This is a genomic window from Mesorhizobium sp. WSM4836 (genome assembly GCF_055811815.1).
On record NZ_JBVVQF010000004.1, the window covers coordinates 1 to 24,424 of the forward strand.

At 59.3% G+C, this 24,424-nt stretch carries 29 protein-coding genes, 1 tRNA gene and 1 pseudogene; 17 read left to right on the forward strand and 14 right to left on the reverse strand.

Features of this window, described 5'->3' with window-relative positions; all coding sequences use genetic code 11:
• From AC0L2P_RS06015 to AC0L2P_RS06030, 4 genes and pseudogenes are all read right to left on the reverse strand, one after another.
• Nucleotides 1-320: pseudogene (locus AC0L2P_RS06015) on the reverse strand (hypothetical protein); the annotation flags it as partial.
• 111 nt (nt 321-431) lie between these two features.
• A complete protein-coding gene (locus AC0L2P_RS06020; RefSeq protein WP_473500323.1) occupies nt 432-719 on the reverse strand; it encodes a DUF6074 family protein in 288 nt (95 codons plus the stop codon).
• Between the two features lie 85 nt (nt 720-804).
• Nucleotides 805-1,374, reverse strand: a complete 570-nt coding sequence (locus AC0L2P_RS06025; protein ID WP_236391415.1) for a hypothetical protein — start codon at nt 1,372-1,374, stop codon at nt 805-807.
• Nucleotides 1,371-1,580 carry a hypothetical protein gene (locus AC0L2P_RS06030; protein WP_473500324.1) on the reverse strand — a complete coding sequence of 70 codons (210 nt, stop codon included), beginning with the start codon at nt 1,578-1,580 and terminating at the stop codon, nt 1,371-1,373. The genes AC0L2P_RS06025 and AC0L2P_RS06030 overlap by 4 nt, the downstream gene beginning before the upstream one ends.
• A 117-nt stretch (nt 1,581-1,697) precedes the next feature.
• On the opposite strand from AC0L2P_RS06030, the gene AC0L2P_RS06035 reads away from it, so the two are divergent.
• From AC0L2P_RS06035 to AC0L2P_RS06055, 5 genes are all read left to right on the forward strand, one after another.
• The gene (locus tag AC0L2P_RS06035) at nt 1,698-2,267 is read left to right on the forward strand and encodes a hypothetical protein (RefSeq protein ID WP_473500325.1); all 570 of its coding nucleotides are present in this window, start codon (nt 1,698-1,700) and stop codon (nt 2,265-2,267) included.
• Nucleotides 2,264-3,469, forward strand: coding sequence for a tyrosine-type recombinase/integrase (locus AC0L2P_RS06040; protein ID WP_473500326.1), 1,206 nt, complete (start codon nt 2,264-2,266; stop codon nt 3,467-3,469). Before AC0L2P_RS06035 ends, AC0L2P_RS06040 begins: the two co-directional genes overlap by 4 nt.
• Nucleotides 3,470-3,542: 73 nt before the next feature.
• A tRNA-Ser gene (locus tag AC0L2P_RS06045) sits at nt 3,543-3,632 on the forward strand.
• A 597-nt stretch (nt 3,633-4,229) separates the two neighbouring features.
• Nucleotides 4,230-4,529, forward strand: a complete 300-nt coding sequence (locus AC0L2P_RS06050; protein WP_473500327.1) for a cyclic nucleotide-binding domain-containing protein — start codon at nt 4,230-4,232, stop codon at nt 4,527-4,529.
• A gap of 20 nt (nt 4,530-4,549) precedes the next feature.
• Nucleotides 4,550-5,140 carry a TIR domain-containing protein gene (locus AC0L2P_RS06055; RefSeq protein WP_473500328.1) on the forward strand — a complete coding sequence of 197 codons (591 nt, stop codon included), beginning with the start codon at nt 4,550-4,552 and terminating at the stop codon, nt 5,138-5,140.
• On the opposite strand, the gene AC0L2P_RS06060 is transcribed toward AC0L2P_RS06055, so the two are convergent.
• The 3 genes from AC0L2P_RS06060 to AC0L2P_RS06070 are packed head-to-tail and all read right to left on the reverse strand — an operon-like array spanning nt 5,121 to nt 8,492.
• Nucleotides 5,121-5,660 (reverse strand): Mov34/MPN/PAD-1 family protein, encoded by a 540-nt coding sequence (locus AC0L2P_RS06060; RefSeq protein ID WP_473500329.1) that lies wholly within the window; start codon nt 5,658-5,660, stop codon nt 5,121-5,123. The genes AC0L2P_RS06055 and AC0L2P_RS06060 overlap by 20 nt on opposite strands.
• Nucleotides 5,635-7,347, reverse strand: coding sequence for a ThiF family adenylyltransferase (locus tag AC0L2P_RS06065; RefSeq protein ID WP_473500330.1), 1,713 nt, complete (start codon nt 7,345-7,347; stop codon nt 5,635-5,637). The genes AC0L2P_RS06060 and AC0L2P_RS06065 overlap by 26 nt, the downstream gene beginning before the upstream one ends.
• Nucleotides 7,344-8,492, reverse strand: a complete 1,149-nt coding sequence (locus AC0L2P_RS06070) for an adenylate/guanylate cyclase domain-containing protein (protein ID WP_473500331.1) — start codon at nt 8,490-8,492, stop codon at nt 7,344-7,346. Before AC0L2P_RS06070 ends, AC0L2P_RS06065 begins: the two co-directional genes overlap by 4 nt.
• Before the next feature lie 135 nt (nt 8,493-8,627).
• Here AC0L2P_RS06070 and AC0L2P_RS06075 point away from each other — a divergent pair, with 135 nt between their 5' ends.
• Nucleotides 8,628-8,960: a hypothetical protein gene (locus AC0L2P_RS06075; RefSeq protein ID WP_473500332.1), complete on the forward strand. Its 333-nt coding sequence runs from the start codon at nt 8,628-8,630 to the stop codon at nt 8,958-8,960.
• Between the two features lie 247 nt (nt 8,961-9,207).
• Nucleotides 9,208-9,858 carry a hypothetical protein gene (locus tag AC0L2P_RS06080; RefSeq protein ID WP_473500333.1) on the forward strand — a complete coding sequence of 217 codons (651 nt, stop codon included), beginning with the start codon at nt 9,208-9,210 and terminating at the stop codon, nt 9,856-9,858.
• A 355-nt stretch (nt 9,859-10,213) separates the two neighbouring features.
• On the opposite strand, the gene AC0L2P_RS06085 is transcribed toward AC0L2P_RS06080, so the two are convergent.
• Nucleotides 10,214-12,121 carry an adenylate/guanylate cyclase domain-containing protein gene (locus AC0L2P_RS06085; protein WP_473500619.1) on the reverse strand — a complete coding sequence of 636 codons (1,908 nt, stop codon included), beginning with the start codon at nt 12,119-12,121 and terminating at the stop codon, nt 10,214-10,216.
• On the opposite strand from AC0L2P_RS06085, the gene AC0L2P_RS06090 reads away from it, so the two are divergent.
• Nucleotides 12,062-12,289 carry a hypothetical protein gene (locus AC0L2P_RS06090; protein ID WP_473500637.1) on the forward strand — a complete coding sequence of 76 codons (228 nt, stop codon included), beginning with the start codon at nt 12,062-12,064 and terminating at the stop codon, nt 12,287-12,289. The two genes, AC0L2P_RS06085 and AC0L2P_RS06090, sit on opposite strands and share 60 nt — an antisense overlap.
• A 47-nt stretch (nt 12,290-12,336) precedes the next feature.
• Here the strand turns inward: AC0L2P_RS06090 and AC0L2P_RS06095 are convergent, their stop codons facing one another.
• The 5 genes from AC0L2P_RS06095 to AC0L2P_RS06115 all read right to left on the reverse strand — a co-directional run bounded on the left by AC0L2P_RS06095 (nt 12,337) and on the right by AC0L2P_RS06115 (nt 16,160).
• Nucleotides 12,337-13,452: an ABC transporter substrate-binding protein gene (locus AC0L2P_RS06095; protein WP_473500334.1), complete on the reverse strand. Its 1,116-nt coding sequence runs from the start codon at nt 13,450-13,452 to the stop codon at nt 12,337-12,339.
• 465 nt (nt 13,453-13,917) lie between these two features.
• A complete protein-coding gene (locus AC0L2P_RS06100; RefSeq protein ID WP_473500335.1) occupies nt 13,918-14,313 on the reverse strand; it encodes a hypothetical protein in 396 nt (131 codons plus the stop codon).
• Nucleotides 14,313-15,506 carry a recombinase family protein gene (locus AC0L2P_RS06105; protein WP_473500336.1) on the reverse strand — a complete coding sequence of 398 codons (1,194 nt, stop codon included), beginning with the start codon at nt 15,504-15,506 and terminating at the stop codon, nt 14,313-14,315. The genes AC0L2P_RS06100 and AC0L2P_RS06105 overlap by 1 nt, the downstream gene beginning before the upstream one ends.
• A 7-nt stretch (nt 15,507-15,513) precedes the next feature.
• Entirely contained in the window at nt 15,514-15,639 is a 126-nt protein-coding gene (locus AC0L2P_RS06110) for a hypothetical protein (protein WP_473500337.1), read from the reverse strand.
• Nucleotides 15,636-16,160 carry a DUF2924 domain-containing protein gene (locus tag AC0L2P_RS06115; RefSeq protein ID WP_473500338.1) on the reverse strand — a complete coding sequence of 175 codons (525 nt, stop codon included), beginning with the start codon at nt 16,158-16,160 and terminating at the stop codon, nt 15,636-15,638. Before AC0L2P_RS06115 ends, AC0L2P_RS06110 begins: the two co-directional genes overlap by 4 nt.
• Nucleotides 16,161-16,529: 369 nt before the next feature.
• Here AC0L2P_RS06115 and AC0L2P_RS06120 point away from each other — a divergent pair, with 369 nt between their 5' ends.
• The 9 genes from AC0L2P_RS06120 to AC0L2P_RS06160 all read left to right on the forward strand — a co-directional run bounded on the left by AC0L2P_RS06120 (nt 16,530) and on the right by AC0L2P_RS06160 (nt 23,588).
• Complete coding sequence (locus AC0L2P_RS06120; protein ID WP_473500339.1) at nt 16,530-17,714, forward strand: hypothetical protein; 1,185 nt, start codon at nt 16,530-16,532, stop codon at nt 17,712-17,714.
• On the forward strand, nt 17,711-18,619 hold the full coding sequence (locus AC0L2P_RS06125; RefSeq protein WP_473500340.1) for a hypothetical protein: 909 nt from the start codon (nt 17,711-17,713) through the stop codon (nt 18,617-18,619). Before AC0L2P_RS06120 ends, AC0L2P_RS06125 begins: the two co-directional genes overlap by 4 nt.
• A 104-nt stretch (nt 18,620-18,723) precedes the next feature.
• Complete coding sequence (locus tag AC0L2P_RS06130; RefSeq protein ID WP_287310297.1) at nt 18,724-18,930, forward strand: helix-turn-helix transcriptional regulator; 207 nt, start codon at nt 18,724-18,726, stop codon at nt 18,928-18,930.
• Nucleotides 18,931-18,933: 3 nt separating this feature from the next.
• Nucleotides 18,934-19,140, forward strand: coding sequence for a hypothetical protein (locus AC0L2P_RS06135; RefSeq protein ID WP_473500341.1), 207 nt, complete (start codon nt 18,934-18,936; stop codon nt 19,138-19,140).
• A gap of 130 nt (nt 19,141-19,270) precedes the next feature.
• A complete protein-coding gene (locus tag AC0L2P_RS06140) occupies nt 19,271-19,795 on the forward strand; it encodes a hypothetical protein (RefSeq protein WP_473500342.1) in 525 nt (174 codons plus the stop codon).
• Nucleotides 19,792-20,802 (forward strand): AAA family ATPase, encoded by a 1,011-nt coding sequence (locus AC0L2P_RS06145; RefSeq protein WP_473500343.1) that lies wholly within the window; start codon nt 19,792-19,794, stop codon nt 20,800-20,802. Before AC0L2P_RS06140 ends, AC0L2P_RS06145 begins: the two co-directional genes overlap by 4 nt.
• 184 nt (nt 20,803-20,986) lie before the next feature.
• Nucleotides 20,987-22,255, forward strand: coding sequence for a site-specific DNA-methyltransferase (locus AC0L2P_RS06150; RefSeq protein ID WP_473500344.1), 1,269 nt, complete (start codon nt 20,987-20,989; stop codon nt 22,253-22,255).
• A 1-nt stretch (nt 22,256) separates the two neighbouring features.
• Nucleotides 22,257-22,721 (forward strand): hypothetical protein, encoded by a 465-nt coding sequence (locus tag AC0L2P_RS06155; protein WP_473500345.1) that lies wholly within the window; start codon nt 22,257-22,259, stop codon nt 22,719-22,721.
• 225 nt (nt 22,722-22,946) lie between these two features.
• The gene (locus tag AC0L2P_RS06160) at nt 22,947-23,588 is read left to right on the forward strand and encodes a peroxiredoxin-like family protein (protein ID WP_473500346.1); all 642 of its coding nucleotides are present in this window, start codon (nt 22,947-22,949) and stop codon (nt 23,586-23,588) included.
• Between the two features lie 508 nt (nt 23,589-24,096).
• On the opposite strand, the gene AC0L2P_RS06165 is transcribed toward AC0L2P_RS06160, so the two are convergent.
• Nucleotides 24,097-24,228, reverse strand: coding sequence for a hypothetical protein (locus AC0L2P_RS06165; RefSeq protein ID WP_473500347.1), 132 nt, complete (start codon nt 24,226-24,228; stop codon nt 24,097-24,099).
• Between the last annotated feature and the right edge of the window lie 196 nt (nt 24,229-24,424).

Below are 24,424 nucleotides of genomic sequence, written 5' to 3' on the forward strand. Positions count from 1 at the left end.
CGGGCGAACGTCATTGTCGCCATGTGCACCGCAGCCATCTGCGATGCCAGCATAGCTTCGATCTGATCCTGCGGTTCAATGCCTTTCACGATCGAGGCAACGAAGGCCGTGCCCTTATCGTCTGGCGTTTTACCGTGGCTGCCGACATTAACCAGCTGGTGCAGGAAGCCATTGATGAAATCCTCATCCGATGATCCGAAGGCTTTCTGGGCTGCCGTATGATCGATAGTGACGCTGCTGCCGTCGATCTTTAAGAGGCGCGACGGCCTCGATTGGTGCGCGTTATCGGGCGTGGGAAGGGCTTTTGTTTTTGCCGTCATGGATTAGGCCGCCAATATTTCATGGATGCAATTAGCGGCATCTTGCCCTTACAGGACAGGAACTCTTGCCACCGCCCGGTCATGCAGCGTTACCGGAAGGCCAACCGTATTTCATGCTGCACCATTGGTTTCGGGTTGACGGTAATTCCGGATTCGGCCGAAAACCTCGTCGGCAAACGCCCGAAGTTCCTGGTCAATGACCTCGTCGGCCAGGCCAGCGGACACCATTTGCGTCCGCATGCCCGCGATGACTTGTTTCCAATAGTAGTTTCCGCCCTTTCCGGTTCGATCAGACAGCACTTCGACGGTCCGACGGATCTTCCCGACGCGTCGAACGGTCGGAAACGGCAGTACGGTGCACACCGCATCGTCTATAGCATGAGGGCTCAGCCCGCGCATCGGTATCCCCTCCAAGATATGTATAGGACTTCGGACTTCCGAAATGTGCCTGATATTGAAATCTTTGACCTTTTCGGTGTGAAAATCATCGCGACACCTTGCGCATTTCGGAACTCCGAAGCGGGGACATTTCGGAAGTCCGAAGCGGGGTTTTTTTCTTGCGCCCGAGCTTGCCGCGCTGTTCGGCCTGTTGTTTCCTGACGGTCGTTGACCACGCCTTTGCCATCGCCATTGTGCAGCGCCGCCATTCGTTGGTCGCTGGCGCGCCCTCATAATCACCGGTGAAGGTCAGGCGGTATGTATTCGGATGCGAGGTCCCGTCGCCAGCTTTGCCGCGCTGAACCCGGATGATGCCCTTGAACTCCAACTCGCCGGTCGCGTCGGCGACGTATTCGCCCGTTACGCCGTATTCGATGAATTGCGTGTGGGTCACGATCAGCCGCCCGTTGCACAGCGCTGCATGGGAGACATGTTCTATAAGGATCCGAAAGAGCGCTCGGTGGGCGTTGCCGCTGAGCGTCCGAAATGCATCGGATTCCATGAAGTCGCGCGTCAACCACTGCCAGCCGTTCTCTTCGGCCGATGGCTTGGTGTGCTTTCTCACAAGGTTGTAGGTCTTACCTTTGCACGTCCGATCTTTCTGGACAGCGCTCAAGCAGCCTCCCTCCCCGCCGTTGAGCGGAGGCCGAGTTGCAGGGCAATCGGCGCCACCGGCACCATGATCTTGCCACCAATCTTCACGGTCGGAATGTCGCCGCGCTTGGCGGCGTCATACGAGGCATTGCGAGCCAGATTGAAGAACAACCTGCCCGCGTCGGGGACGGACACCGTCGCCATGCCGAGAGCTTCTGCAAGTGTCATGCGCCGAGCCTTCCTGAGTTAGATCACAAACTTACACACGAAAACCTGTCTATCCCATTTCGGATTGACCCGCAACGTTTCGTGTGTAAATTTGGCGTGAAATCGGGGAGAATCTGAATGGCGCGGCCGAAGTTAGGCGATAGCGAGAGCAAGCGCCTGCAAATGGTCATTACGGAAGATGAGCTCCACGCAATCGAGGACTGGCGATTCAAGAACCGCGTTCAGTCCAAGTCAGATGCTATTCGGCGGCTGGTCCAAATAGGTATCCGTGCAGAACGCGCGTTGCCAAAGATAGTCAAAGATGTCGCTGAAGTGCTGGATATGGCGTCCGATGCGATAGACATTCCAGAGAGGGTTTTGGCAGACATCGAGGTCAGCGAACAAACCCCGCTGGAGAAAATCGAGGTTGATACGGCTACTGCTCATGAGCTCTACGATTCAGTCAATTTTACGTTCAACCGCCAGATCGAAGCACAAGACAATCTCTTCCATCTTTTGATCGAGCTTGCGCCATTTGCGAACAATCCCAAACTGGATGAAGCAATAAAGCTCGCGAATAAGTACGCTGCTGGAGAAGTTGGCCTAGAGGTTTTCGAGGCTATCGGCGCGTCGCGTGAATCACAGGTGAAAATGTGGAGAAAGAAACGGAACGCCATTAGGTCCAAGAGACAAGCGAGGTCAAAGTGAAAGGCCACATCCGCGAGCGCAGCCCAGGCCATTGGGCAATCGTCCTCGACGTCGGCGAGATCGACCCAAAGACCGGCAAGAAGAAACGCAAATGGCATAGCTTCCAAGGCACCAAGCGTGAGGCGCAAAAGGAATGCTCCCGGCTCATCACCGTTCTCCACCAGGGGCTCTACGTCGAGCCTACCAAGCAGACGGTCGCCGAGTTTCTTGACGAATGGCTGGCGTTTATCAAGCCGTCAGTCGCCCCAAAGACGCATGAGCGATACGCCGAGATTTGCCGGAAGGGACTGGCCCCGCTCATCCGCAATGTGGTTCTGTCCAAGCTGAAGACCGACCGGATCGACGCGGCCTTCACCACGGCGCTGACAACCCCCCGAGTTGACCATCGTAAGAAAAAGGATGGGGAACCGCCCGCGCCCCTTCCGCCGCTGTCGCCCCGTACCGTCCACCACTACCGCCGCGTGCTTATTAAGGCGTTGGGCCAGGCGGTGACATGGGAAAGGCTGTCGCGCAATCCGGCGCTGGCGACGACATCGCCGAAGGTCGAGCGGAAGAAAATGCTTGCCTACGACGTGGGCCAGACGGCCACATTGCTCGAAACGCTCCGACCGAAGCGCATGTTCATCCCGGTCTTGCTGGCAGTGACTTGCGGCCTGCGCCGCGGCGAGATCCTGGCGTTGCGCTGGCGCCATTTGGACCTCGGGGACAACCGCCGGCAGATGTCTATCGAAGAAAGCGCCGAGCAGACGGATGACGGAGTACGGTACAAAGAACCGAAGTCTGGCAGAGCGCGAACAGTGGCACTTTCGGCCAGCACCGTTGCGGAGCTGAAAGCGCATCGAACCCGGCAAGCCGAGGAACAGCTCCGGCTGGGGCTGAGGCCGAACGGTGACAGCTTCGTGGTTGCCCAGGTCGACGGCTCGCCATTGCAGCCAAGGTCGCTTACGCATGAGTGGGTGCGCGTCTTGGGAAGGACCGCCCTGCCCCGCATCCGCTTTCATGATCTTCGGCACACCCACGCCACGCAGATGCTATCGGCCGGCGTTCATCCAAAGGTCGCCAGCGAACGCCTTGGGCACTCAACAATCGGAATCACGCTCGACCTCTATTCGCATGTTATGCCCGGCATGCAGGCAGACGCGGCAGAGCAAGTTGACGCGGCGTTGCAGGTAGCTATAAGCGCAAGTCGAAAGATCATATAGTTGCAAAGTGCGTAGCAAACGGCTTTTTGAGCAAACCGCAAAGAATCAGAAAGCACTTTAAAGTCAACTACTTGGAGGGATGGCCGAGCGGTTTAAGGCACCGGTCTTGAAAACCGGCGTGGGTGCAAGCCCACCGTGGGTTCGAATCCCACTCCCTCCGCCAATGCACCCGGCCTCAACATTCTCTGCCACCGCTAGATGGCGCACGAACCGCGCGGCACCGCGGGGCTTTTCAATTTCAGCTGCCAACCGCGCTGCCGGCCTCCCGGGCTGAATGGCCGTGCTCTGGCTCAACATTCTCCGAAGCTCTCAACTCCGCAGTTTTGGTTCTCAGCCTTCAATTGAAAACATTTCAACTATTTGCAGTGCGCCAGCAGCCTGATGGTTGGGTGAACTCTCACTAGGCGAATGCATCAAAAAACTTCTTCGCGACCGCAGCTGAATGACCGTTTCGCCGCCCAAGAGCGGTATCGCCTCGCCACTACTCAACGTCGCTTTTGGGCCGGAGGAGGTGATCGGCAGCTTTTGGCGTCGGGGACGTCCACAGTGGACGTTCCATCTCTAGGGCTGTCGGCCAGCTTGATGTAGCCAGGGTTCCATGCCTCCCTAGTCTCCGCCCCTACGACTCACGCAGATTCGGTGCACGTATGATAGGTCCAAACCTCTAATCGCGGGGGCCAACCGCTAGGACGATGAAGCGGAGATGAAATGACAATGCGATTGTCGTATATGGGGACCTCACTAGCTTTCTGAGGGCGGGATGAAAGATCGATTTGAAGGTAGCAATAGATCGGCGCTTATCGCGAGCCTGAAGCGTCAGTTTAACAGCGGCGACACGGAAGTTGCTGAAACGATTGCCGCTTCTGGTGAGCTAGTGGAGTATAGGGCAGGCGATGTGCTCATGGCTGAAGGCGGAGAGGACAACAACGTCTTTTTTCTCGTCGCAGGAGGCGTCTCCGTGGTGGTCAAGGGTCAAGAAGTTCGGACCCTTAAGGCGGGCGCACACGTTGGGGAAATGGCGGCGATCGAGCCCTCCCAGCGGCGATCCGCCTCGGTCTAGATACCGTAGTGGCAATAAGAATGTCGGGGGCTGAGTTCTCTGCGCTGGCCGACAAATTTCCGAGGTTGATCTGGAAGTCGCTCGCCCAGGAGCTTTCCCGACGTTTATTCGACCGCAACCGGCTCATGGTCACGCCCAACGAGAAGCCGCGGATGTTCATCATGTCCTCGGTGGAAGGGCTCGACATTGCGAACGAAATTCAAGCCGGCCTGCAACATGATGTCCTAGCCACCGTATGGCCAAATGGGGTCTTTTGGGCTGGTGGTTACCCACTGGAATCTCTGGAACTCGCCGTCTCTGAAAGCGATTTTGGCGTCGCTGTGGCGCTGTTCGAGGACATTGTCGAAACGAGCAGAGGCGCCCGCAACCCCACAATCCGCGACAACGTGCTTTTCGAGCTTGGAATGTTTATGGGACGTCTCGGTCGCCGCCGCAGCATCCTGGTCTATCCAAGCCATGAAGGTGTCAAACTGCCTTCGGATCTTCACGGTCTTACACCCGCTTCATTCCAGCCTGGCGAAGCCAAAACGCTCGCAGCACGGATAGGTCCTGTATGCACGGAAATCCGAAAGATCGTGCGGCAACTCGGAGTTAAGACACCAAATTCTTGAATCGCTGCCAGATCTCCATCAACAGATTTTTCTTCGCTTCAGTGTCGATGATATAGCCATCGCCAATCACAGCTGCTGCCTCCGGAGGGCGCAAACGGGAAAACGCGGTGGCAGACAGCTTGAGCTTCTTTGGCTCGGTTCGGCGTACGATCAAGAGAACGGCGAAATTCACGCCGACATCAGGATCAGATACGATCGAGCGCATCGTTCTTACATCATCGGCGCTCGGATACGGATCGAAGCTTGGATGTGAGTGCCATTCACCGAGGTAGTTGTAGCGTTCATAGCTTTCGCCCGTTCGCTTGAAGAACTCCCTCAGAAATTCATCGTGCAATGCCGGGTCGCGCTCGAAATGGCTACGAGTGCCGTGGCTTGTTTGAATCGAAATGTCGATGATCCGAAAAGTCTCATCTGACAGGTGCTCCCCGACGACCAGCCCCCCGATTTCTTGCCGCCTGGCCTTTGCCAATGCAATGTCCAGCTTCCACGCAATCTCATCGGGTAGGAGGATTTTGAGCAAACGATCTTCCAAGTATTTCGAGGACGCGCGCCCGCTCCGCAGCCGCTGCCCCCTCGTCCAGCGCGGTCTCGTTGGCAACGATTTGTGACGCCGCTCCGACGTCGACAGGCTCGGTATGGAACGGCTGGCTATAAAACCATCCCTGTGCGAGCCCGATAAAATAGACGGAGTGCGGAAAGATCGACGGACAGCGTGGGATGAGCAGGTCGATCGCAAAACGCGAGGTGTGGGCCGCGATGACTGAAACGTCAGCGTCATCTGCTATCCAGGGAACGCCCGCATTTCTATCTTCATATGATCTTTCCGACCGCTCGTTGGGTATCCCCTTCTCAGCGCACCAGTTTTCAATTACGCGTCGCATCAGCGCCGGGCCAGGTTCAATACCGGGCCGATGGCGAGCGATCAGACCACCGATACCTCCGCCATGGATTTCCGCCCAAACCATTGGCTTCCTGCCAATCTGGGCGGCGGCGCAGAGATAGTTGAAAGCCTCGGCGTTCGAAGTTGCGTCGACGATCAGGTCACAGTCGGCGATAACTTCGATTAGGCTCTCGATCCCGCCGCTCGACTCCTGACCGCCGAGACGTTGTCGGTGTAAGGCCACCCGGGCCGTTGGGTTCACCAATTGCACGCGACGGGCAACGGCATCTGCCTTGTGAGTCCCGACGTCGCGCCAATCGAGATCGTGCCGCACAAAATTACCAGCCATGATCACGTCATCATCGACGAGGAGGAAATTCCCTACGCCGGACCTGGCAAGGCTTGCTGCGACCTTGCTACCCAGCGACCCGCAGCCGACAATGGCCACACGTTTGTCGGAGACGGACTTATGATCCTCACCCAAGCGATCGACGATCGGATCGGGACCGACGACAATCACCTTAGAGACGGAATCACTGTGCACCCGAAAAGTATCCAGCTGTTCGCCTTGGGCGAGAACGACAAAGCGGCAACCTCCATCTAAACGGAGACCCTCTGCAGCTAGGGCCGCGAGAAAGTCCTCTCGGGTTGTCGTTGGTGGAAGATCACCTGTAGGCGGCCAAGGAACGAGCACGGCGTCGAGGTTGTAAGCTTCCGTTCGAAGTGGCTTCGGAATCGAAACATCGCGCCAAACCTCAACACCGTCGCGCGTACCATGCGAGAAGTAATAAACAACGGCTTCGTCGTGTAGGATGGCGTCCACCTTGGCCGTGAGAGTCCCCTGCTGTGATGCAGCGAATGCCAGCAGCGAAGGCGTCGCTACAAAGCGAGTTACTGTCCCGCGGAGATCTTGACCGAGGGTCATCTGATGCCGAGACGGAATTTGAGAACTGGGTGTTCCCTGCTCTTCCATTTCAAGCAGCCGGAATGCACTACGAATCAAATCCGCGCCTGTAAAGTCGGCGCTCCAATTGTCGGCACCAATTTCAAGACAAAGCTCGCCCCCGGCTCCCCACTGGTGGCTCGACCACCTCGAGGTATCGCCTCGCGGCATCACCAGCGGCGGAGAATGCGGGAAGTGATTGGGGTATCGTAGATAGATTGGAAAAACACGTTCGCCGATTACGATGTCGGCATCCCAAATTAAACGAAGATGGTGATCAATTCGCCAGTCGATAGGACGTAACCATTGGACTAGCGAGACAAGCGCCTCAATCGCGAGCCGCTCGCCCCGCGACCTTTCTGCATTCTCGAAATACCAGATCACGAGAAGCCGTCTTTTTTGGCTGGCCCGGCCGGGCGGTTCTGAAAGCTGTAGGGGTTAGCGGGAGCCGAGGCCGGCTTCAACAGCCCGGTGCTTGCAAACGCCGCCGCTGCTTTTGCAACCTTATCGCCCTTCCCTGATAGTTCATCGACCGCGGTATCATAGTCTAGGTTTGCGCGCTTGCGGCTTGAATCGAAAATGCTACGAACCGCGTCGTTGCCGCTATCGTAAGCTTTCGGTCCGATCGCGGTTTCATCTCCGGTGCATCGTTGCTGTTCTCGCTCCGCTTGCACGACGCCGCGGCTGACAGAACACCTGACGAGCTCGCCCTTCACCCCGAGCCGCGTGACCGTCATCGGACCAAACTCAAACCCTATTGCGAGACCTAAATCTCGAGCATCGGTACCATCCTCGTGAAGCTTTTCAAGGGCTAGCTTGAAGCTGCTCCGCATACCACCGGCACAGAGAATCATGTTGCTGATGGTGGTCTCGTTATCAGTGGTTTGAGCAGTCCCCTCAACGAGAAGCCCGTGCACGCAATCACCTATGAAGCGGACCTTTCGTCCCGAAAAATCCTTGTGAAGCACGGCATCGAGTTCGCTTCTGATGACATGGAGCGCGCGCACAACGTGCTTCGCAGAGGCGTCGTCGTTGATGTTCTCGCCGACATATCGCGTGAAATTGTCGATATCGGCGTATATCGTTGCGGCGTCTTGCCGGCGCGAATTTCGTACCGACAGCGTTTCAATATCGAGGGTGCCGTAGGGTGGCGTGTGTCCGCTAAAGCTAAATGAACCAATCGGATTGTTGGCCAAATCAGACTTCCACTCGGAGACGATCTGATCGGCGTTTACTCCGAGATTTGCGGCTTTTTGCGAGACCTCAATCTCAGACGTTGAGAGCGGAGTCACATCCAGGTTGTCGACCTCTTTCAGTCCAATCGTCTTTCGGGCCTGATTTGTCAAATAGATGCCTGTCGCGTTCCCGCCGCCCGCCCTCTTGGCTGCATGGTTGGCCGCCTCGCCTAAGAACAGTGGTTCGCGATGGCCACGGCGACCATTGCTCACGGCCAAAGCTTTCCCGCTGTCGATCCCGACTCGAACTTTCGCGGCCGGATGGTCCGCGTCCTCACCGGTTTGTTTCAGCACATCAATAATCAGCTGACTAATTGCTACAGCCCGATGAACGCGCCCACTCTCAGTGTCATACGGTTTGGTGACGACTGAATGTAGACGCTGATTGTGAAAGTCTACGAAGAGTGCATCCACTCTGGCCAAAATTCGATGGACAGCGCGGTAGTGGAGATTAAGGAAACGCAGCGTTCTTCTGTGACAGGTCTCACCCTCAACTGCTGTAACGTTCAGCATCTCATTGAGGTGGGGACCCACAGTCTCCGCATTGAACCCAGGTTTGACGCCAACGACTTGGAAAATGCCGCATCCTTGATGGCGCTGGCCCTGTTGAACGCAACGCGCATTCTGCTCTACCTTATTCCGGAAGTGACCCCCGCACAGCGATTTCATACCCTTCACAAGCGCTACGTCTCCCTCTATCGGCAGGGTATCCGCAAGCTGAGGAGAGCCGAAGCGAAATCGAATCCTGCAGAGCTCGGTTAACTCGGCTGTTCACGGCCCTGTACTCGGCCGGCACAATGCCAATCAGCATATCGACAGCTCCCGGATCTCCGGTGGATCGTGGAGCCACGTCGAGTCGAGCTTATTCATGCCCAAAGTTTTTTTATGTCGTCCTGCTCAGCGGCAAGGCGAATAATCCGGAGCGATCGGCCATTGACATCGGCAGCACTTCGGTAGCGCTCAAGCAATATCTGTGCTGATTTCGCGTGTCTAAACGTGGGAGGATATAATGGGAGTACCGGTAAGGTTTGCAGTTGAGTACCCGCAGCGTGCGTTGGAGCTCATCGGCATACTTGAGGAGTCCGCACGAGAGCGCGATCTACTCGGTTCCTTCGGTCTGCTTGCCGCCGCAGCGATTCTGACAATTCCATTCGAGCGCATGAAGTCGACGCATTTTTTGCACGACTTGGATCGTGACGCCGACCTGGTTGCGAATTTCAAAGCTTTGGAGAAAGCGAAGTTTCTCGGTGCACCGTTTTGGCGTGGTGCGCCTGACGCCGCGGCGTGGCGGCAATCTCGTATCGTGAACTCGGTTGAAGAAGTGCGACGCTGGACGGATGAGCAAGGGCGGCACCCCTTGTCCGATGACGCCAACACCATCAACAAGCGAAAGGCGGACAAAGTACTCCGCGTGCTGCGGAACGCTTTGGCGCACGGAAACATCATCCATCTCGACAAGGACGGCAGAGAGATTGCTGGGAACCGCATGGTCTACATGGCTTTTCTGTCCCGTTACGAGGAATCAGAAGAACAACGCGCGCAGTCAGAAACATACCGTGTGGTTGTCACGACGGAGGAGGCCTTCCTGCATTTCGTGAAATCATGGGCCGATTGGGTGGGGAGCCTCGACCTCGATCCGCGGCTGGTGATGGCCGCATGAGCGGGCGCTTCTCCAATTTCGTCATAAAGGCCTTGGTCGACCGTCACCGGAGGCGCAGGCTGCGACAGCGCCGATTGCGCGCCCCGAGCCTGGTGGCGGCACGGATCGCACCGCCGAAACCTTCTTCGTGCGGTGCTGCCAGGCTCCGGCGACGACGGCGAGCGGCTCTCCGCATACGAAGTCTGCTTTTGGTGTGCAACCAAATCACTCATATGACCGCGGACCTAACATAGCAGCGCTCTTTGTGCGTGCCAATGCGCCGGCACGGGCTGAATTAGATCAGCGGTGGTCATCGTGGCTGGTTGGTGCCCGTCGAGGACCATCTCGATGATTTAGAAAGCCAGGCCGCCCAGCCCTACGCACCACCGGCCCTCAGCTGCCGCTTCAGCTCTTCCTCGATGCGGTGCAGTTCATCGATCGCCTCCCTGATGTCGCGGATGTGCGATATGTTGACCGACACGTGGCGGCCGACTCGCGTCACCGCATGTCCCGAAATGGACCCGCCAAGACCGTTCAGGCGGTAGCACTCCACCGGCCGCGCAAAACCCTTCGGCGTGATCTCTCCCATCGGCGCGGCCTCGACCGCGTCGCGTATCAGAAGCCAGGTCGAGTCGGCGATGAGGATCGTGCCGGCCTCGGCCCGCACCTGAAGCCGGGCAGCGAGGTTAACCGGGCTGCCGAGGACGGTGTAGTCCAGGCGATGCTCGGAGCCGAAATTGCCGACTGTGCAAAAGCCTGTGGTGATGCCCATGCGCGCGCGAAGCGGTTTGGAAATGCCGTGCTCGTGCCAGACCTTTTCCAGCTCGCGCACCCTGCCCTGCATGGCGAGCGCCATGCGCGCGCAGCGCAGCGCGTCGTTGCGGTCGCCCTCGGTCTCGGGATCGCCGAAGAACACCAGGATCGCGTCGCCGATGAACTTGTCGATGGTGCCTCCGTGCTCGATGGCGATGTTCGACATCTCGCTGAGATAGGTGTTGATCAGGAAAGACAGCCGTTCTGGCTCCATGCCGTCGCTGATGTCGGTGAAACCTTCGATGTCGGAGAAGAAGATCGTCAGGTTCTTGCGCGCTAGTGAGCCGACCGCCGCGCCCTTGGCCGAGAAGATCGAGTTGTAGATTTGCGGCGACAGGTATTTGGCCAGGCGACTGGCAACAGCCTCCAGCTCTTTGGTCCGCTCGGCCACCAGCCTGTCCAGCGTCTCGGTGCGCGTCTGGACCTCGCCGGCCATCCGCGTGAAGGTGCGGGCGAGCTCGCCGAGTTCGTCTGTACGCCGGCGCACGGAGGCAAGGCTCGCCTGGTCGAAGCGCAGTTCCTCGAAGGCCGCGGCGGCGTCGGTGATGCGCACCACCGGCGCCGTGACATGCCGCGCCACATAGCCCCAGCCGATCAGCAGAGCGCCGAGGATGCTGATTGCATTCAGCAGGAGGAGCAGGGTGCCGCCGACGTCGATGGCGCGGTTGGAGGCCGCAACGGCTTCGGTCGTCGCCGCCTCCACGCCCTCGACCAGCCGGTCGACGTCGCCGGTCAGCCGCGCGGCGATCCGCCTGGCATCGTCGGAAAGGGCCCGCGATTTGCGCGCCTCGACGAGCAGGTCGTGGCGCGGGGTGAAGATGCCGCCCTCGCCCTCGCCGATGTCGATGAGGGCGTCGGCAACGACGCGCAGTTCCTCCAGATCGCCGCCTTCCACGACGCCGAGCGCGGTGCGGAAGCGATCCGCCGCGGCCGTGAAGCGCTCGCGCAGCGGCGGCAGGAGGTTCTCGTCGGGTATGTTCGCGGCTTCGGCCAGCAGGCCGCCGAGCAGATTGCCCTCGATGCCTAGCTGCGCAATCGCGGCGTAGTCGAGCAGGGCTTCCCGGGAGAGCCGCGCGTCGGGCGGAACCGGCACGGCGTCCTCAAGACTTCGATATCCCGATATCAAATAGAGGGTCGCGTCGTCGAGGAGCGGGGTCAGCCGCTCGATCAGCCGGCGGTGTTGCTCGACCGCGCGGTCGCGGCGGTCGGCCAGTTCGCCCCGCAGCTCCAGTTGGCGTCCTACCGACTGGTCGAGCCGGTCGAGCGCGTCGGACAATTCGCCGCTGGCCATCCGTATCCCCGAGATGAGCTGCCGGGGAACGCTCGGATCGATGGCCTCAGCAGTGTCCTTCTCGAGCTTGTCGGTCAGCGCGACGATGTCCTGCTGCTGGTAGCGCAGCGCAACCATGACATGCCGCCGCTCTACCTCGTTGGCGGCGGTCACAAGCGCCGGCGCAGTGGCGGCGATCATCTCGCTCTGCTGCGCCAGCCTGAGCGAATCGGTTATCGACGGAATATGCTGGCGCGTGATGCGGCGCTGCAGCTGCCCGAGCTCGACGAAGGATATCCAGGCAACCACGCTGGCGGCCAGTGTGAGCGCCACGGCTCCGCCTATCGCCAGATAGAGCTTGGCCGATAGTCCCAGACGCGGCCGCCGGCGGCGGCTCGCCGTTCCGGTGGCCGAACTCATGGAGCGAGCCGCTCGGTGGGGATGATCTCGCCGTCGCGTATCGCCGTAAGGAACACCTGGTCGGAGCCGCGATTGTCTTGCGGTCCGTAGCCGAGCGCGAAACCGCCGACGTCGAACGTTCCCTTTTCGGCAAGCGTCGCCAGGAAGCTTTCCCGGGTAGGATCGCTGCCGGTCTTGGCCAGCACTTCGATGGTCAGCCGGCCGGCGATATACCCTTCCAGCGACCCGAAGGACGGCTGCGCCCGCGCGTCGTTGGCGACGAGGGCGCGCCTGTATTCGGCAAGCAGCGGGATGGAGTCGCCCTCGGGAAAGGGCACGACTTGAGTGATGTAGACGTCATCGACATCCGGCCCGATCGCCTTGGCGAGCGCGTAGCTGCCGACGAAGGAGATGTTGAAGATCGGGACGGTGACGCCGAGTTTGCGCGCCCACTGGGTGAAGACGGCGCTCGGCAGGTAGGCGCCGATCACGACAATCGCCTCCGGATCCCGCTGAATAATCGCGAGCAACGCCGTTTTGACGGCCGTGGTGTTGCGCATGTAGGTCCCGGTGCCGACGAGTTCGAGCCCGCGCTGGTCGAGCGCCCGGCGCACGCCGGCAAGGCCGCTGCGGCCGTAGGAATCGTCCTGGTAGAGGACGCCGATCCTAGAGACGCCGAGATCGGTTACCAGCCGCTCGACCATCGCCTCGGTTTCCTCGAAATACGATGCGCGCACGTTGACGACGCCCATCAGCGCTGGATCGCGCAGGGATTCTGCCCCGGTGAACGGCGCGATGAACGGAACGCCGGCAGCGCGCGCGATCGGCTCTGCGGCGGCGGAAGTGGGCGTGCCGACGGCCCCGATAAGGGCAAAGACGCCGTCATCTTCAATGAGCTTCAGCGTGTTGGCGACGGCCTGCTCCGGTTCGTACTGGTCGTCGTAGGAGCGCAGCTCGAGCCGGCGTCCTCCGACGCCTCCGGCCCGGTTCTCCTCCTCGAACGCGGCGAGAATGCCGCGACGCATCTCGGTTCCGAGATCGGCGGCAGGTCCGCCCAACGCCGCCGACTGGCCAAACAGGATGCGGTCCGCCGTAACGCCGGGCGCCTGCGCGCCGGCGGCCGTCGAGCCCAACCAAAGCAACGCCGCGAGACCGGCTGTCCGGCATATGATCATAGCACCGCCCAAGTTAAATAGGTCACAACAGGTCCCGACCTTGTCGGGCAAGTGCAACGCATCTCGACTCGGAAGAATAACAACACGCGTGGCGGCCGATTAACAGGGGGAAACCTCGTCAGTCTCCCCGAGGGCAACGGGCGGAGCAGCGATACGCTCGCCCGTTTCCTGGACCATCGCCATCACCATCCGCGGCAAGACACACAAATCCCGGTGCAGGGCCCTTCTTTGCTCCGCTGCCTTCGCCGAGAACGGGCGTCCGGGTCGGCATGAATTAGTGGCCGCCAAAGCTCGCGCGGATCGTCAGGAAACCGGTTTACAGCACATCCGTCGAACCCGACCCTCAGCGTGGCCGCTTGGGATGTCGGCTTCCAGACCCCGGCAAGGCTGATCTCAATGTCCGACATTGGGCGCAAAGCGGACCTAACATAGCAGCGCTCTTTGTGCGTTCCATTGCGCCAGCACCGGCTGGAGCAGTTCAGTGATGGTCATCGTTGCTGGTTGGTGTCCGTCAAGGACCATCTCGACGATTGCCGGAGAAAGCAGCGTCAATTGCAAGAGCCGATCGACGTATGAGGCGCTTATCTTTTCGGCCTTGCCGATATCCTCTGCGCTCGCGTGGGCTCCCTGCTCCAACATCTTCTGCCAGCGATAGGCGCGGGCGATCGCTTTGACGAGTGTATTGTCGACGCGAGGCCGTGCTGAGGCCCATGCCTCCTGGCCAGCCGGTGCGACGATGATTTTGCGCCCTCCCCGCTTGCGAACCGTCAGTGGAAGCTGGATCGTGATGGTACTGCCGGAACTCTCGGTCTCGGCCATCACGCGGCGCTCCTGACATCCTGACGCTGGTTGAGATCGGCCGCAAGACCGGCCAATCCTTCGGTGCGCAGGCGGATGGAAAGGCTGTCCATTGTCACGTCCACGCGTTCGACCAGCAGCTGGACGATGCGTGCCTGCTCGGCGGGGAAAAGCTCATTCCAGAGCGGATCGAGGTCGAGCAATGCTGTCCTCACCTCGTCCTCACTGATGCCGGCGTCTGTGAGGCGCGCCGCCTTCCAGGTGGCGACGATGATTTCGGGCGAGCGGATAAGGACGTGCAGCTGATCGATAACAGCGGCCTCGATCTCGGCTGCTGGCAGGCGCCCGACCGGGCATGCGTTCGCTCCGCGCTTCAGTACCGATTGGCTGACATAGTAGCGGTAGAGCTTGCCTGCCTTGCGCGTATGTGTCGGCGACATCGCACATCCCGTCGGCCCAAATAGAAGACCCTTCAGTAGCGCCGGCGTCTGCGCGCGAGTCTTGGCTGCGCGTTTCCTCGAACCTTCCGACAGGATTGTCTGCACCTTGGCCCAGACGCCGCGGCTGATGATGGCCTGGTGCTCGCCAGTATAGGAAGTACCCTTGTGCACGGCTTCGCCGACATAGACAGGGTTGTTGAGCAGCTTGTAGATCACGCCCTTGTCCAGTGGACGACCGCGACGGGTCAAAATCCCTTCGGCCGTCAGAATCCTGGAAAGAGTTGTTGCCGAGCCTGTCGAGATAAACCGCTCGAAGACCATGCGGACATTTGCTGCCTCGGCCTCGTTAATGACCAGCTTGCGGTCCTTGATGTCGTAGCCGAGCGGCGCCCAGCCGCCCATCCACATGCCACGCTTGCGCGAGGCGGCAAACTTGTCGCGGATGCGTTCACCGATGACCTCGCGTTCGAACTGGGCGAAGGACAACAGGATATTGAGCGTCAGCCTTCCCATCGAGGTGGTGGTGTTAAAGCTCTGAGTGACCGAGACGAAGGTGACGTCATTAGCGTCGAAGGCCTCAACCAGCCGCGAGAAGTCCATGAGCGAGCGTGACAGGCGGTCGATCTTGTAGACCACCACCACATCAACCAGACCGGCTTCGATTTCGCGCAGCAGCCGCTTCAAAGCCGGCCTCTCCAGCGTGGCGCCAGAGATCCCGCCATCATCGTAGCGATCGGGCACCAGAACCCACCCAAGGGCCTTCTGGCTGGTCACAAAGGCCTCACATGCCTACGCGCTGGGCATCGAGCGAGTTGAACTCCATATCGAGCCCCTCCTCGCTGGACTTGCGCGTGTAGACCGCGCAGCTTAGCTTGCGGACGATGGTCTTCGGGTCCGCCATGTTCATGACCGCCCCCTCGCCTTGCCGCGATGGTTCTTCAGGCCGAAAAACAGCCAGCCATTCCAGCGCGTACCGGTGATCGCACGAGCGACTGAAGACAAAGATTGGTAAGGCCTGCCTTGCCATTCGTAGCCGTCAGCCAGCACCGTGACGGTCTGCTCGGTGCCTTGCCACTCGCGAAGCAGTTGGGTGCCGGCAATTGGACGATCCTCACCGCGGATGCGCCGCACCGCGATGTTGCCGCCATCGAACTCTTCTCCCAATGCTTTCAGCCGTTCGACCGTTTCCGGCTTCAGGCCGCCAAAGGCGAGTTCCTGGATGCGATAGGCCAGCCGGCTTTCAAGGAAGCGCCGGTTGTAGGGAGGTGGCTCGCGGTCGAAGAGGTTGCGCCATTGCGCCTTCAACTCCGGTGTTGGCGTCGACTTCAACGCCGCCACACGGGCCAGGATGTTCGGATCGTTGTATCGATCAGGTGCGAGCGCCCTGCCCGCGACCTTGATGCTGTCTTCGGTAGAGAATTTTGTCATCGGAACTCCCCTTGCGAGTGGTCCCGACACACGCTCTCTGTGGTCGCGAAGTCGACTGAAGTCTTTTTGTGCTCGCCAGATAGTCTGCTTGACTGTCGGGCGCAGAGACGCATCAGGCCGGCAGCCAAAATCGCCGCGAGTTCGCTCATTCGTTCGAGGCTGCTCAGCTTATCCGCTGCCAGTGGGTTCGGACCCGACAACATTGTTTTGATTCCGGTGGCTCTTGGTAAGGGAGCCTTAACCCTTCGAACCGGCGCCACCACTCGACGGCGAATTGCTGTGGAATGCAGCGCAAAGAATTGTAATCGTGCGCAGTCAGCGAGGAATGAACCTTGCGAGAAGAAGCCCACAAAGTGGGCCGGGGGCACCATGCCGTCGATTCGCAACTTCATAGCGAGATTGCCGAAACCGCTCGCCGATACTTTCTTACGGCGTCACAAGATCTTCATTTCTCCGGAAACTATGGGAAGCAGCGATCAAATCATCGCAGATGAGATCGAGGTCCAACTTGTCGATTCGCCGCCGGGTACTCGGGGGGCCCTTTCGCATGACATGGAACTTCTCGAGCAGCTCTCAACGCCCAACGGTGAGATCGCGATAGAGGACGTGACAAACGACGACAATTTAAGTGACCTGCCTTCGCGTCAAGCGCGCGCGCTTTGGGTTTTCCTCAACGATCCGGAGGCCTTCAGGCGAGCTGAGGAGATCGTCTACAACGATGATCACAGGCATGGTCGGAGTTGGTCATCGTTTGGTGGTGAGAGGGCAAGAGACGTCCGGCGCGATTCGCATTCGCTGGAGGAATTCAAGAAAGCGCTTCGCGTCCTGTTTGACTCACCGAATGTCCATGTCGAGATCTTCGATCGATCGAGACCGCCTTTGTTCGACACGGAAAGCGACGATGTAGCCAATGGCAACGGCAATTCCCTGTTGGTTCAAATTACGATCTATCGCGAGGACCGGCCCAACGCGGAACCTGCATTTGTCGAGGGCGAACTCACCATGCAGACCAGGCGCCCTGTGTTGGAGGCGGCGGTTACTTACGATGCGGTAACTGGCTCGATCGAATGCGTAGCTCCACATAAGGCAAGCAGGAAAGAGATTGTGGAGAGCTTTGCCGCGGCTCTTCTAGGTTGCCCCCCTGATGTCCAGCCTATCACGAACACACGGTACGACCTTAAAGTGCTGAGTTCACGAAGACAGTTCGAAACCGATCCAGAAGATCGCATCGAAACTGTGAGCATATCGATGCTTCGGTTGCAGCCGCTCGAAACATCCATGGAGCAGGTTTCCGTCGAACGCTGGTGGAAATCCGAGCGGGATATCTGGTCGGTGGCCGGCGAGAGATTAGGCGAGAATGCGCTCGCAGCAGAGTACAACATCACCCAGGCCAAGATCCTAGTTCGATACCGATCCGCCGAGAGCAACCGCGTGCGATCTCTCGCGGTCATGATTTCTCACCCCAACCGATCCAACATCAAAGACCAGCGTGAGATCGATCGCCTGGTTGCGAACAAATACCTGCCGCGCTGGGGTATCGCGCCGTCGGCATGACGCCGATTGGCAATCCAGAAACAACTCTTCTCCTCAACTTGCTTGAGGCAAAGGTTCTTCGGTTTACCCACGCTGCGCTGGATGTCCACGCAGACCTGGGTCGCGCAATGATCGACGCCGGTTTCCTGGTATCGGCGGGATTTGAGAGTGTCGGCTCCGATCGGCTACGAGAGGCAATATTTGATCCGGTTCGCAATGAATTCGGGGTGCAAGATTCTTTCCGAGGTTGGGTGCGGATCGATAGGTCGACACTTATCATTTACAAACCCGATCTCAACCTGTTTTTCGCCCACATCCTCGGAGACAATCTTCGCTCACTTCCCGGCGGGGCCGTGTCGCTTGTCAGCGATGCCGTGTGGCACATTGGTTCGGCTTACCTGACCAAGCGCAAACCGACAGAAATTTGGTTTTCCCGGCGACTAAATGATCCGCACTTTAGACAATGTCTCACTGATCTCAGCGATCGGAGCCAGGCTGTTGATCGTCGATTGGTGCTGACTTCAACAAGCCTGGATTCAATTCCGTGGATCGCCAGGACGACAGTTGTTCCGATTGCTGATGTGCTTTCTTGGCCCTCGCCATCGAGAATTGATTTTGCAACGCTGGAGGCCAGGCTCGACGAAAGGGTTGGCCTGTCGATCACGCAGACCGTGTATCTCTCGGATGATGACGCCAAGCTGTACATTCACGGACAGCCTGTCTTGCTCTTTAGGGGAAAGCTTCACAAGCACATCGTTCGGTGCTTGGTCAACGCGCACCATCAGAACAAACCCATCAAGGCGGCTGAGCTCCTGGCAAAGGCCGGATCACAGGCAGGATCGTTTGATCAGGCGTTTGGGCCGAGATGGGCAGAGCTCAACCGGTATCTGCGACCACACCAAGGCTATTGGCGCTTCGAAATTTGATGAGCGATTTCTGGCCGAATTTCTGGTGAGCAACCGGTCGATTTTCTGGCGACAACCATTCGAAACTTCTCGGCATCTTCCACGGATTGCCGAAGAGGTCCGCAATGACACCCGTCTATCTCAATCAACAGGAATTGGCCGCGCGCTGGCGCATCAGTGCAAGGACACTTGAACGCTGGCGCTGGCTAAAAGTCGGCCCCAACTTCTTCAAGCTTTCGGGCAAGGTCACTTACGCGCTCGACGATGTCGAAGCTTACGAGCGCAGGCGCCGGGCAGAGACTCATTCCTCGATCCTCGGCTCTTGGGAGTGACAGATGGGGCTCCACAAAGAAAACCGGGTAGCGCTTGCAGGCGCTTACCAGGCCAATGTCACAATGCCAGTGAGCAAAAATGACCCTGAAACCAATCGGGCAACTGTCATTGACCTGCAGGTTCGTCGGCTCGTTGCCCGCTACATGTTGTCGGGGCCGCTCGCCTTCGTGATTGCCGAACTCGCCTTCTCTTCTCGGAGGGGCAGATGACGGTTTTTCAGGCTAGCACCACAATGACGCGCCGCGGGTCGGTGTATTCCGCGACCGCCTTTATGCGAAAGGCCCAGGTCGCAGAGAAGAGCGAGTTCCAGCTGCTGAAGGCTTTCGTGAGGAGCGCAGCATGATGACCTCGCGCGCAGTTGTCTTGCCGGAACATCTCGGCGAACAAGAACTGGATTGGTTCCTCAGTATCGGCGTCCCGGTTCCGACGATCGTGCGACCCAGCGTGATCAAGGTGGCGACAGGGAAGAGGGCTCAAGACGGGCTATTCGAGCCAACGCCCGCCGGCAACCGCTGGCTTGTCATTGAGTCGGAGGAGGACTTGGTCTTCTGGAATCCGCGCACGAACCAATTTGCCACCGACCTCGCTCACGCCTTTGCGCTCGGCGAGGAAATGATCAACGCGGCGGCCACATATAGTTTCGACTGCGCGCTGAACATCTTCGCTCATCCGTTGGACTGGCTGCACAGGAAGCGTGACGGGATCGTTGTCTTGCCCGACCAGTGGCATCGGGCGTTCGACCAACTCCGCGATGCTCCCCGGATCGCGTTGGCCGAGAGCTTGCTGCCGCTCTATCGGCGATACATGCGCCCGGCTCGCTTGCCCGAGCTGCTCGTTATGACGTCGCAGGAGGTGACGCGATGATGAATCCGGTGACGGTTCCGATTCAGGAATACGAGCGTGGTCGGAAGAAGACCCCGCAATTCATCCGCACCAACACCACCACCATCATGGCGACAGTGTTCCCGCCGATCCGCTGGGTCGTCCCCGGCTATGTTCCGGAGGGTCTCGCCATTCTTGCCGGTAGGCAAAAACTCGGGAAGACGTGGTTGGCGATCGATTGGGCGATCGCCGTCGCCTGCGGTGGCACGGCCATGGGCTCGATCGATTGTGAGCAGGGGGACGTGCTCTACATCGACCTGGAGAACGGCCCGCGCCGAATCCAGCGACGGATCGACACCCTGTTTCCCGATGCGCGCCGTCGGCAAGACCTGTCACGACTGGATTGGGTCAGCGAGGCTCCATTGCTCAACAACGGCTTTCTCGACGCGCTCGACGACTGGCGCCTCTCAGTCGACAAGCCCCGGCTGGTGGTGATCGACGTCCTCCAGCGCGTCAAGCCACCCGGGAATGCCAACCAGAACGCCTACGAGAGCGACTATGCGACATTGTCTGGACTTCAACGCTGGGCGACCTTGCACGGCATCGCGGTGGTGGCGCTGCACCACACCAAAAAGGGCGGCGCCGACGACCCGCTGGAAGCCCTGAGCGGTTCCAACGGCCTTTCGGCCTGTGCGGATACCACCTTGGTACTGGACAAAGATCAGAACGGCACGACCCTTTATGTCCGCGGCCGGGATGTAGAGGAGAAGGAAAGCGCGCTCAACTTTGCGGGCGGTCTATGGAGCGTCATCGGCGACGCAGCCGACGTCCGGCGTTCCGATGAACGCAGCCGTATCATTGATGCAATTGAAAAGGCTGTAGATGCGATAAGCCCGACCGAAATCGCCGATGCCACCGGAATGAAGAACAACAATGTGAGAAAGCTTCTTCACTCTATGGCGGGTGCTGGCGAGGTCAAAAGATCCGGTCGCGGCAAATACGTGCTGCCAGGCGGAATTCCCGACGGACAACAGGCTTACCCCCGGTAACATCGGTAACTTAGTAACATCCGCCCCGACGCCGGCGATCGCGTTTGGGTTGAAACCCAAGGGCATCGCTGCTCACCAAAGTTACCAAGTTACCAATGCTACCGGGGCTAGGTAATCGGCCCGGCGCAAACTAGCGAACGTCTGCGGGTATTTCTCAAAAAGTGTCGTACTTACAGCAAGTTAGATGATCTTGTATATATGCGGCATGAGAAACGAAGCACCGATTGCTGTTCAGTACCGCGCCGCCTCGGCTCTGATCCCTTTCGCCAAGAATGCCAGGACGCATTCCGATAGCCAGGTGGCGCAGATCGCGGCATCGATCCGCGAGTTCGGCTGGACGAACCCAATCCTGGTGGATGGCGAGAACGGTATCATAGCTGGCCACGGCCGCCTCCTGGCAGCGAGAAAGCTAGGTTTGCAGCAAGTGCCCGTTATCGAGCTCTCCGGCCTAAGCGGGGCGCAGAAAAGAGCCTTGGTCATTGCTGACAACAAGCTGGCGCTCAATGCCGGCTGGGACACTGAACTGTTGGGTCTAGAACTGGCCGACCTAGGTGAGCTTGGTTTCGATCTATCGCTCACCGGCTTCGACGATTTGGAAATCGCCGCCCTCACGAGCGTTGGTAATCCCGGGCTTACTGATCCAGATGACGTGCCTGAACAGCCGGAGCAGCCAACCACCCTCCCTGGTGATATCTGGATGCTCGGCAAGCATCGGCTGATCTGCGGCGACAGCACCGATCCGGCAGACGTTGAGAAGGTGCTCGCCGGCATCAAACCACATCTGCTGGTCTCGGACCCACCGTTTGGCGTCAACTACGACCCGGCCTGGCGCATACGGCTCGGCATTCCCTCAGAGGGCCTGGCAAAAGGGACAGTCCTGAATGACGACCGGTCTGATTGGCGCGAGGCATGGGCGCTGTTCCCAGGCGACGTGATGTACGTCTGGCATGCGGCCCTTCACTCGGCGTCGGTAGCGACTAGCCTGGAAGCCAGCGGCTTTGCCGTCCGGGCCCAGATCATCTGGGACAAGACCCGCCTGGTGATCGGCCGCGGCGACTATCACTGGCAGCACGAGCCGGCCTGGTATGCCGTCAGAAAAGGCAAGAAAGGCCACTGGTCGGGCGACCGCAAGCAGACCACCGTCTGGGCCATCCCGCATAGGAAGTCCGACACGGGCCACGGCACGCAAAAGCCCGTCGAATGCATGCGGCGACCAATCGAGAACAATTCCTCGCCAGGCCAGGCTGTGTACGAGCCTTTCTGTGGTTCTGGCACTACGATCATTGCTGCCGAGATGACGGGCCGCTGCTGCCATGCGATTGAACTGAACCCGGCCTATGTCGACGTCGCCGTGCTCCGCTGGCAGGCGTTTACAGGCAACATGGCGATCCTGGAGGACGATGGCCGCAGCTATGCCGCCGTTGCCGCAGAGCGGGCTCAGGAGGCCGCCTGAGATGGCAAGGCCCGGTCACAAGCCGGACGAGGCCTCCCGTCGCCAGGTTGAAGCGCTGGCCGGATATGGCGTGCCTGAGCCCGGCATTGCAGCCATGATTGGGGTTGATCCCAAGACCCTGCGCAAGCACTACCGCCATGAGTTGAAGATCGGCCACACCAAGGCCAACTCAGCTGTTGCCCAGAGTTTGTTCCGCAAAGCCACGGGCGAAGGCCCTCAATCCGTTACCGCGGCGATCTTCTGGGCCAAGACCCGCATGGGCTGGAAGGAAACGATCGTGAACGAACACAGCGGTGAGCCAGTGCGTAAGATCACCCGCATCATCATCTCTCCGCCGGATCCGCAAACTCTTCGAGCAAGACGCGCCATCGCAATCGAACCTGAGCCGGTCGAATGGGAACCGGTCAGCTCAGGCCAGAGGGTTTTGCTTCAGAGTCCTGTGACACGCCCCCGGGATAATGAATAAATAACGAGCCAGAACAGCCAGTTACCGTGCTATTTTAAGGCGGTGTGAGCACACGCTTTTTCGTGTTATGATGGGCTTGCAACGCGCGTAATCTCGACCTCGGCAATATGGCAGAGGTCGAAAGCTATTGCCTTGGCACAGGAAGCTTTCGCCCCAGCACTTGATCGCCTCCGAAACGCTGGGTGTGCTGCTTTCCCTGACTGACCCGGGGCGAGGAGGTTGTTCATGTCCACGAGTAGTGTTGACCGCCCGCTGCAGCCGGGAGACCGGGCCCCGAATGTTGTGCTCAATGCGATCTCACGCGAAGGCAAGATCGCGCTCGATGATTTTCGAGGCCGTAGCCCGTTGTTGGTCGGTTTGTTCCGAGGCCTGCACTGTCCGTTCTGCCGGCGCCATGTCGCGGCGATGGCGCAACTCGAGCCGGCCCTGCGTGATAAAGGCGTCGAATGCCTGGCGGTGGTCAATACGCCGGTCGAGCGGGCGCGGCTCTATTTCCGTTACCACCCGGCACCCGATCTTCTCGCCGCATCCGACCCGGAGCGAGCCTCGCACCGTGCTTTCGGCTTGCGCGAGGTCGGGATGGACACGGTCATGGCGATACCGTTCCATCTCCCGGGCGAGTTGCCCGAGCCTATGGACGTCATGGCAATGAATGAATTTCTTAACAAGAAGGAAGGATATGAGATTACGGAAGTCGATCAGCAGGCGATGGCTTCCAGCCAGGCGCAGCTTGTCGGTCAGTTCCTAATCGACCGGGCGGGCATCGTACGCTGGAACTTCACTGAAGTTCTGGAGGATGGCCTCAACACCTTCAGAGCGCTGAATCCCGAGGAATTGATGTCGGCAGCTTCCCAAGTTGCACATTAATAGGCTGCGGAAATGGGCTGCTGAAAACTCGCTCGACGGCCACCGTCCTGTGGTGATTCTTTGGATTTAACAATCATCGAAATGCTCAGCGCAGGAGGCTAAGGTCTGCCCGTGGGCGTAGCGATTTCGATTCAACGGTCTGCGGACCGCCCCGACGCTAGAGTGAGCAAGCCGCATAGGCGGGGCGACGTCCGCTCCTTGCCGCAATCACGTCGTTCCAACAGGCGCGCATACGGCAAGTTTCCACCCAACCTAGTCCTCCAACGGCTTCTTCCGCGTGCAGAGCGGTTAAAAGCACGGGTCGCCTCGATTGCGCCAATTCCAGACATCTGCACCGGAACGGGCGAAAGTCGCGATGGCCGTTGAACGCACCGCGGTGGACCACCGCTCGGGCTGGACTTCGCGTGCCGCAAGGGGAGCACGGAATGAGTTCGCGAGTTTCTGAGCCCTCGACCGCGATCGCTCATCGCTATTCAAGCCGTCGCCCGCCGCGGCCCACCAAGGGCCGTCACGGTGGCGACGGCTGCGGAGGCGGGCGTCCAGGCCCTGCCAGCGTCGGCGGCGAATTCGTTGCTAGGCGGCCGATCGTGCCGAAGAAGCCCCACTCGGCATTGCGGGTGGGAAGGGTCGTGGTGGTCATGGCTGTCTCCTGTCTTTCGTGACGACATCATGCTCGGATCGGAACGATCATCAACGGATATGGATCATTTGATTGCTTTTCCGGAATGCCGGCCGCTGCCCATCGGCGGCAGGAAGTCTAATGCCGGCCTTTCGCGCTGCAGCATTCCATTGAAACAACTTGCCCATCTTGCCCTACTGAGCAAAGTGCAAACGGT

Excerpts from the sequence above, each read along its gene's own strand:
- AC0L2P_RS06020 (WP_473500323.1), bottom strand. The coding sequence starts at position 719 with ATGCGCGGGCTGAGCCCTCATGCTATAGACGATGCGGTGTGCACCGTA.
- AC0L2P_RS06030 (WP_473500324.1), bottom strand. The coding sequence starts at position 1,580 with ATGACACTTGCAGAAGCTCTCGGCATGGCGACGGTGTCCGTCCCCGAC.
- AC0L2P_RS06035 (WP_473500325.1), top strand. The coding sequence starts at position 1,698 with ATGGCGCGGCCGAAGTTAGGCGATAGCGAGAGCAAGCGCCTGCAAATG.
- AC0L2P_RS06050 (WP_473500327.1), top strand. The coding sequence starts at position 4,230 with ATGAAAGATCGATTTGAAGGTAGCAATAGATCGGCGCTTATCGCGAGC.
- AC0L2P_RS06055 (WP_473500328.1), top strand. The coding sequence starts at position 4,550 with ATGTCGGGGGCTGAGTTCTCTGCGCTGGCCGACAAATTTCCGAGGTTG.
- AC0L2P_RS06075 (WP_473500332.1), top strand. The coding sequence starts at position 8,628 with ATGGACAGCGCGGTAGTGGAGATTAAGGAAACGCAGCGTTCTTCTGTG.
- AC0L2P_RS06080 (WP_473500333.1), top strand. The coding sequence starts at position 9,208 with ATGGGAGTACCGGTAAGGTTTGCAGTTGAGTACCCGCAGCGTGCGTTG.
- AC0L2P_RS06090 (WP_473500637.1), top strand. The coding sequence starts at position 12,062 with ATGCCGCCGCTCTACCTCGTTGGCGGCGGTCACAAGCGCCGGCGCAGT.
- AC0L2P_RS06085 (WP_473500619.1), bottom strand. The coding sequence starts at position 12,121 with ATGATCGCCGCCACTGCGCCGGCGCTTGTGACCGCCGCCAACGAGGTA.
- AC0L2P_RS06100 (WP_473500335.1), bottom strand. The coding sequence starts at position 14,313 with ATGGCCGAGACCGAGAGTTCCGGCAGTACCATCACGATCCAGCTTCCA.
- AC0L2P_RS06110 (WP_473500337.1), bottom strand. The coding sequence starts at position 15,639 with ATGAACATGGCGGACCCGAAGACCATCGTCCGCAAGCTAAGCTGCGCG.
- AC0L2P_RS06115 (WP_473500338.1), bottom strand. The coding sequence starts at position 16,160 with ATGACAAAATTCTCTACCGAAGACAGCATCAAGGTCGCGGGCAGGGCG.
- AC0L2P_RS06120 (WP_473500339.1), top strand. The coding sequence starts at position 16,530 with ATGCCGTCGATTCGCAACTTCATAGCGAGATTGCCGAAACCGCTCGCC.
- AC0L2P_RS06125 (WP_473500340.1), top strand. The coding sequence starts at position 17,711 with ATGACGCCGATTGGCAATCCAGAAACAACTCTTCTCCTCAACTTGCTT.
- AC0L2P_RS06130 (WP_287310297.1), top strand. The coding sequence starts at position 18,724 with ATGACACCCGTCTATCTCAATCAACAGGAATTGGCCGCGCGCTGGCGC.
- AC0L2P_RS06135 (WP_473500341.1), top strand. The coding sequence starts at position 18,934 with ATGGGGCTCCACAAAGAAAACCGGGTAGCGCTTGCAGGCGCTTACCAG.
- AC0L2P_RS06140 (WP_473500342.1), top strand. The coding sequence starts at position 19,271 with ATGATGACCTCGCGCGCAGTTGTCTTGCCGGAACATCTCGGCGAACAA.
- AC0L2P_RS06145 (WP_473500343.1), top strand. The coding sequence starts at position 19,792 with ATGATGAATCCGGTGACGGTTCCGATTCAGGAATACGAGCGTGGTCGG.
- AC0L2P_RS06150 (WP_473500344.1), top strand. The coding sequence starts at position 20,987 with ATGATCTTGTATATATGCGGCATGAGAAACGAAGCACCGATTGCTGTT.
- AC0L2P_RS06155 (WP_473500345.1), top strand. The coding sequence starts at position 22,257 with ATGGCAAGGCCCGGTCACAAGCCGGACGAGGCCTCCCGTCGCCAGGTT.
- AC0L2P_RS06160 (WP_473500346.1), top strand. The coding sequence starts at position 22,947 with ATGTCCACGAGTAGTGTTGACCGCCCGCTGCAGCCGGGAGACCGGGCC.
- AC0L2P_RS06165 (WP_473500347.1), bottom strand. The coding sequence starts at position 24,228 with ATGACCACCACGACCCTTCCCACCCGCAATGCCGAGTGGGGCTTCTTC.